2 protein-coding genes and 5 pseudogenes are annotated in these 6,716 nt (G+C 52.6%); 4 read left to right on the top strand and 3 right to left on the bottom strand.

Annotation, left to right across the window (positions count from 1 at the left end; all coding sequences use genetic code 11):
* Positions 1-19 precede the first annotated feature (19 nt).
* The 3 pseudogenes from KP703_RS10655 to KP703_RS10645 form a co-directional block, all read right to left on the bottom strand.
* A pseudogene (locus KP703_RS10655) lies at positions 20-628 on the bottom strand (IS5-like element IS12528 family transposase); the annotation flags it as partial.
* Between the two features lie 17 nt (positions 629-645).
* Positions 646-1,065 (bottom strand): annotated as a pseudogene (locus KP703_RS10650) (IS5-like element IS12528 family transposase); the annotation flags it as partial.
* 59 nt (positions 1,066-1,124) lie between these two features.
* Positions 1,125-1,313: pseudogene (locus tag KP703_RS10645) on the bottom strand (transposase); the annotation flags it as partial.
* A 323-nt stretch (positions 1,314-1,636) separates the two neighbouring features.
* On the opposite strand from KP703_RS10645, the gene KP703_RS10640 reads away from it, so the two are divergent.
* The 4 genes and pseudogenes from KP703_RS10640 (at position 1,637) to KP703_RS10630 (ending at position 6,634) form a co-directional block, all read left to right on the top strand.
* On the top strand, positions 1,637-3,160 hold the full coding sequence (locus tag KP703_RS10640) for a carbohydrate porin (RefSeq protein WP_215754839.1): 1,524 nt from the start codon (positions 1,637-1,639) through the stop codon (positions 3,158-3,160).
* Between the two features lie 38 nt (positions 3,161-3,198).
* Positions 3,199-3,688: pseudogene (locus KP703_RS16035) on the top strand (transposase).
* Positions 3,689-3,699: 11 nt separating this feature from the next.
* Positions 3,700-3,936, top strand: a pseudogene (locus KP703_RS15800) (transposase); the annotation flags it as partial.
* A 235-nt stretch (positions 3,937-4,171) separates the two neighbouring features.
* Complete coding sequence (locus KP703_RS10630) at positions 4,172-6,634, top strand: Hint domain-containing protein (protein WP_252354010.1); 2,463 nt, start codon at positions 4,172-4,174, stop codon at positions 6,632-6,634.
* The last annotated feature ends 82 nt before the right edge of the window (positions 6,635-6,716 follow it).

Genomic DNA, 6,716 nt, shown 5'->3' with positions numbered 1-6,716 from the left:
TTAGAGCCCTTTTGGAAATTCACGGATGAGCGTTTCGGCGTAGCATGAGGCTTCCCATGGCGATGTGGATCATGGCCTCTGCGACGTCGATCCGCTGTTCGTAGTCCTTCACAAGGCGACGCCAGCGGATCATCCAACCGAAGGTCCGTTCCACAACCCACCGACGCGGCAGGATTTCAAACCCTTTTGCTGTCTCTGACCGCCGGATGATCTCGACTGTGAAGTCGAGAAACGTGGCCTTATCCATCAACTGGAGGCGGTCATAGGCTCCATCGGCAAACAGGTGCTTCACCCAAGGCCAGCGTTTACGAATGGCATCAAGGATCATCTGTCCTCCTGCACTGTCCGAAATATCGGCTGTTGTCAGCTGAACCAGGAGAAGGCGGCCATCCGTATCAACTGCGATGTGACGTTTCCGACCGACGATCTTCTTGCCTGCGTCATAACCACGTGTCTTTGCGTGGGGTGCCTTGATACTCTGGCTATCAATGACACCACCCGATGGACTGGTTTCGCGTCCTGCCGCTTCACGATCGAGCATCAGACAGACATCATGAATGGTCTGGAACAGGAAACGGCGCATCAGCCTGCGGAACCACCAGTAAACCGTTTGCCATGGGNTGCGATGTGACGTTTCCGACCGACGATCTTCTTGCCTGCGTCATAACCACGTGTCTTTGCGTGGGGTGCCTTGATACTCTGGCTATCAATGACACCACCCGATGGACTGGTTTCGCGTCCTGCCGCTTCACGATCGAGCATCAGACAGACATCATGAATGGTCTGGAACAGGAAACGGCGCATCAGCCTGCGGAACCACCAGTAAACCGTTTGCCATGGGCCAAAATGAACCGGAAGCATCTCCCAACCGCAGCCTGAGCGCACGAGATAGCGCAGAGCATTGATGATCTCACGGAAATCGGTTGTCCGTTTCCGACCACGCCGGTTCGCAGGGGGCATCAGAGGCGCTATGCGCTCCCATTCCTCATCTGTCAGATCAGACGGATAGCGTTTCGTCTTGCGTGTAATTCCGGCCATGCGGCCTCGTTGTGCTGGCGTCCACATCCTGCCTTTGAATCACACTCAAAACCTCTTGAAAACCTATCATAGCGAATTTCCAAAAGGGCTCTNACGAGATAGCGCAGAGCATTGATGATCTCACGGAAATCGGTTGTCCGTTTCCGACCACGCCGGTTCGCAGGGGGCATCAGAGGCGCTATGCGCTCCCATTCCTCATCTGTCAGATCAGACGGATAGCGTTTCGTCTTGCGTGTAATTCCGGCCATGCGGCCTCGTTGTGCTGGCGTCCACATCCTGCCTTTGAATCACACTCAAAACCTCTTGAAAACCTATCATAGCGAATTTCCAAAAGGGCTCTTAATGGATGAGGCTCTAAAATATACTCAGCCTATGCAAATCCAAAACTGGTTAACAAAAACAAGAAAGATGGCCAGATGACTGTAAGTAGACAAGACATGAAAATCGTGGAAATCGACTAAACGCAAAGGCCGTTTGGTCGGTAGATACTGAAAGGCTGCAACTGCCTTTTTCCAGAAATAACGCAAAGAGATACATGCAGGCCAGCGCAAAAACAGTGCGGCCTGCAGTAGAACTGCGTTCCTGATTGGTGTTCGTTATGAAGGCCATCTTTGCATCTAAGGCAGCGTTTATGCTGCTTTTGACTGTGTTACACATAAGTTTTGCATCCTGGGCGTTTGCGCAGGCGCCTTCTGCAGAGTATGAAACGGCAAGCAGAAGAACTGAGACGGTAACGGTTAAGCCCGCTTCTAAAAGTTTATGGGATGAAAGCCGCCTTCCTGCTTTTTTGCAGGATAATGTGTCAGCATCACTGCGGCAGAAAGAGCAGACAGGTATGGCCGCCAGTCCCCTGGGGGCTGCATGGCCCGAAGTTCGGATTGTTCCAAAAGACGACCGTATTCTGGGCATTCTGGGTGGACTGCGTACGAAAATGGAACAACATGGTCTTGCTTTTACTTTGACCTACCTGACTGAAACCCTGGGAGATGTTGCCGGGGGCAGAAAACGGGGTGTCACATATACCCATCAGGTTGTCATGGGAACGGATCTGGATTTTGAGAAAATGTTAGGTTGGAAAGGAACTTCTTTCCATATGCTTGGCATACAACGCGCCGGCCGTAATATCGCAACCGATTATATGGGCGTAACCCCCCTGACGCAGCCGCAGGAAGATTACGGGGCAGGGGGAAATGTTCTGTATAAGCTTGTCTATATGTATATGGAGCAGTCTTTTTTTGGTAAAAAACTGGTTATTGATTTTGGGCGGATGCCTGCCAACATGAAATTTGGGACGTCCTACCTTGGCTGTTATGCTCTGAACATGATTACCTGCGCCCACCCATCAGGGCTTTCAAATGTTACGAAATGGCGTTCATGGCCTTTTTCACAATGGGGTATTATGGCACGCGTCAATCCGGGTGACCATTTGTACGCACAGGCAGGTTTCTATGAAGTCTCTCCCACGGAAGGCGGACGGGCAGGGTTCAATTTCTCCTTTGCACAAAACGGTTTTGTTATTCCTGTAGAACTTGGATGGGAGCCTGTTTTGGGACGCAATAAATTGAGCGGTCACTATAAAATAGGTGGATATATTGATACCTCAAACCATCCGGACCCGTTTACATCCACAGATGGCAGCCCAAAGCTGGTGTCTCATTTGCCGGGGAAAACCGAACGACAAAGGGGGGCGTGGTATATTGGTGCAGACCAGATGGTGTATCGCTACGGTCCGGCTGCTAATCAGGGAATTTTTCTTTACGGTCTGGCAGGATGGAATATGGGGGCGTCACTTCCTAATCAAAGCCAGTATACGCTGGGGATTATTTCACAGGGTATGTTTCCGGGCAGAATAACCGATGCCATATCATTTTTCTGGACGTGCCAGACAGTAAACAGAAAAATTACCCGTCAGCAGGAAATGCAGGCAGATATGGGCTTGCCTTTGCTCAATGGTGTTGCAGCGCCGCAGTCTGATTTTCAGGTTCTTGAACTGACTTACACAGCGTTTATTGCGCGCGGGATCAAGCTTTTGCCGGACCTGCAATATATTATCAATCCCGATGCAAACAAAGTTTACCCTAACGCGTTACTTGCTGGATTCCGGTTTGTCGCGCAGTTCTAGGGCCTGTTAGATCTTAAAATACTTCCTATATTGTATGGATTGAAGAAGGAGACGGAACAGGCACTTTCACTGATGAGACATGGGCGATCTGGGAACCGCTGATTGAGGCGGTTCGGCCAAGGGGCAAGACACCGCCCCATGATCTGCGGCGTACGATAGCAGCGATCTTCTGGCGTCATGAGAATGGTGCGAAATGGCGAAGTATCCCCGCTGAGCTGGGTCCGTGGTGGCGGGCGGCGCAGCTTTCTCCCCTCTGTTCCCCTGTGGGTCGTGGCGGACAAAGGCTACGCGTCAGACGCCTTTCGTGAACGGATATGGGACATGGGAGCCCGACCGGCCATTCCCGCGAAACGACGCGATGCGCCGGTCGCCTGTCCCAAATGGGCCTATCGATGCCGACATCTTGTGGAGAACCTCTGGGCTCGTCTCAAGGAATGGCGCGCTGTCGCAACCAGATACGAAAAAACAGCAACCTCGTTCCTCGCGGTCATCCACATCGCTGCCGCCGCAGACTGGATCAAGTGCTAACAGGCCCTANGTCAGACGCCTTTCGTGAACGGATATGGGACATGGGAGCCCGACCGGCCATTCCCGCGAAACGACGCGATGCGCCGGTCGCCTGTCCCAAATGGGCCTATCGATGCCGACATCTTGTGGAGAACCTCTGGGCTCGTCTCAAGGAATGGCGCGCTGTCGCAACCAGATACGAAAAAACAGCAACCTCGTTCCTCGCGGTCATCCACATCGCTGCCGCCGCAGACTGGATCAAGTGCTAACAGGCCCTAAAAGTCTTACTGACCGCTTCAAGGCGCGCCTTAAGAGAAGGCATAGGAAATGATCACGTTATTATAGGTTATTAAAGAAATCCGTAATAAGAAAATACCACGATTATTATTCTAAATAATAATAACAATAAAATCCATAAAATATCAAACTAATCTTCAAGTTATTCTCTCATTCACACGCGATGAGGAGAATGATTTGAATATTTCTTGGATAGGAATACAAAAAATGAGTGGGACGCAAATTTATTCCAATGAGAATAATGTCACCGTCACAAGTGGAAACACGCTTCAAATCATGGCTGGAACTGTTTCTGGCTTAACAGTCAATAATGGTGGGAAAGCCTATAACTACTCAACCGTTAACAACGCGACTCTTCAGGGTGGTGCTGTTTTCGAAAATGATTATGGCAAACTGTCTGCCGTCACCGCACAAAGCGGTGCGCAACTCACTTTTCTGGGCGGAACAGCTTCCAATCTGACCCTGCAAAATGGCGCACAGGGATCAGCTGTTCAGAAAACAGTCCTGAGCGGTGTGACTATTAATGACGCAGCCAAGCTGACCATTCTGAACGGAACAGTCGCATCCGCCGTAACAGTATCAGCGTCTGGTGACTTTACCTGTCAGCCTGCTTTTGAGGTCGGAAATAGCGCTTCGGCCTATAATGTCAGTATTATTAATAACACCACATTCGTCGATTCCAGCGCCGTTATTTCCAATACGACGCTTGATAACTTTGGTGCGCTGATCGTTAAGGCCGGAGGCTCCGCCAACGTCACAACGGTTGGCAGCAACGGGCAGTTTGCTGTTGCCGGTTCAGTCACAAACACAACAGTTAACAGCACCGGCATGCTGGAAATTGTAGGAGGCGGCGTCGCAACACAGACAACCGTTCTCAGCGGTCAGGTTGTTGTTGATAATGGTGGCACGCTGAATTCCGCCACGGTGAGCGGTGCCAGCATCAATGGCAACGGAACATCTGTTTACAGCGTGATCGTTTCCGGCGGTGCAACCATGTCTGCGGTTACGGTCGGAGACTGGGGAAGGTTGCAGATCAGTGCCGGTGGGTCTGCCATCAACACCACCGTCAATAGCCGTGGCGGGATGGCTCTGGCGGGTTCTGCAACAGGGACCACCATCAACACAAGCGGTGTGCTTGATATTGCTGCAGGTGGCCGTGCGGATAACAACACAGTCACCCCCGGTGGTGAAATCTATGTCGAACCCAGCGCAACCCTTGGGGACACAAGCATTGCCAGCACCGGCATTCTCAGTGTGGCCAGCGGCGGGACAATCTCCGGCGTTGTGACCCTACAGGCCGGTGGCTCTGCAACCATCTGGAACAATGCAGGCGGGTCTGTCGTTCTGCCGACGGATGCCAACCACGGGCTGACCATTTCCGGGCTGGAAAACGGTGGCACCGTCAGCACTGTTATCAGCGGGTTCACCGGAACTGCGCCCGGGAATTCTGACAGTATTGATCTGGCCGGCGTCTCTGCCGATGGCGTGTCCTACGCCTATCCGTCAGACGATCAGGTTGTGGTAACCCTCGCCAACAAGGCCACAATTACCCTCAACATCCCGGGCGTTAAAAATACCGGGTTTGAGCTTATCAGCGATGGAAATGGCGGTGCGTTTGGTGAAGTCTGCTTCCTGGCTGGCAGCATGATCCAGACCCCGGACGGGGACGTTGCGGTTGAAGAGCTGCGTCAGGGTGACACGGTCATCTCCTACGTTCAGGGCGTCGCACATCCTGCCTCTGTCAAATGGACGGGGAAAGCCCACACAACTGTGCGTGCAGGCCTGCATGCGGATGAAGCAGGCTACCCTGTGCGTATTCGCAAAGATGCCCTTTCTGACGGCGTTCCCTACAAGGACCTGCTGGTGACCCCTGAACACAGCCTGTTCCTGAAAGGCTGTTTTGTACCGGCCCGTATGCTGGTAAATGGGACATCCATTGTTTATGACACCAGCATCAGCAGCTACGACTACTATCATGTGGAGACGGAACAGCACGCGGTCATCTGCGCAGATGGCGCACTCACAGAAAGCTATCTGGACACCGGCAACCGCAGCACGTTCCGTCAGGAAAGCACCGTCGTGACCCTGCATGGCACGCGCCAGAGCTGGGAGCATGATGCTGCGGCTCCGCTGTGTGTTGAGCGCAGTTTTGTGGAGCTGATTTTCCGGGAGCTTGAAGCCCGTGGGACCGTGCTGTTCGGGCATGCCTCTTCAACGGGTCCTGTTCAGGTCACGCATGATCCTGATCTCCACCTCGTCACCGACAAGGCACAGGTTCTCCGCCCGGTGCGTCATGAAGGCGGACAGTATACCTTCATGCTGCCCCCCAGCACCGAGCATGTGCGCCTTATCTCCCGCACCAGCCGCCCTTCCGATGTCATTGGCCCGTTTGTTGATGATCGTCGGGAACTGGGTGTGGCTGTTGGAAGCATGACGCTTGTGGCTGGTCAGCAAACGGAAAATCTCGTGGCCCATCTTCAGTCCGTGCCCCCTCAGGGCTGGTACGCACGCCATGAAGACGCCAGCGCCGTGTGGACAAATGGCTGTGCCACATTGCCTGTTTCTGACAGCACACGCGGCAAAGTTTGCCTGCTGTCCCTGACTGTTTGCGCTGCTGGCCCCTATGTCGTGGCAGAAGACAACACGGCCAAAGAAAGCCTTTCTGCTTAATTAAACAGAAGAGGGATGCATTCGTGAAAAATGCATCCCTCTTTTTAACTTATTTAAAAATATAGTTTCTCGGGACAGACGA

It is taken from the genome of Acetobacter sp. P5B1, assembly GCF_018811985.1.
GTDB lineage: Bacteria > Pseudomonadota > Alphaproteobacteria > Acetobacterales > Acetobacteraceae > Acetobacter > Acetobacter cerevisiae.
The sequence above is the reverse complement of the archived record's forward strand: the minus strand, read 5'-3'. Positions and strand labels throughout refer to the sequence as shown.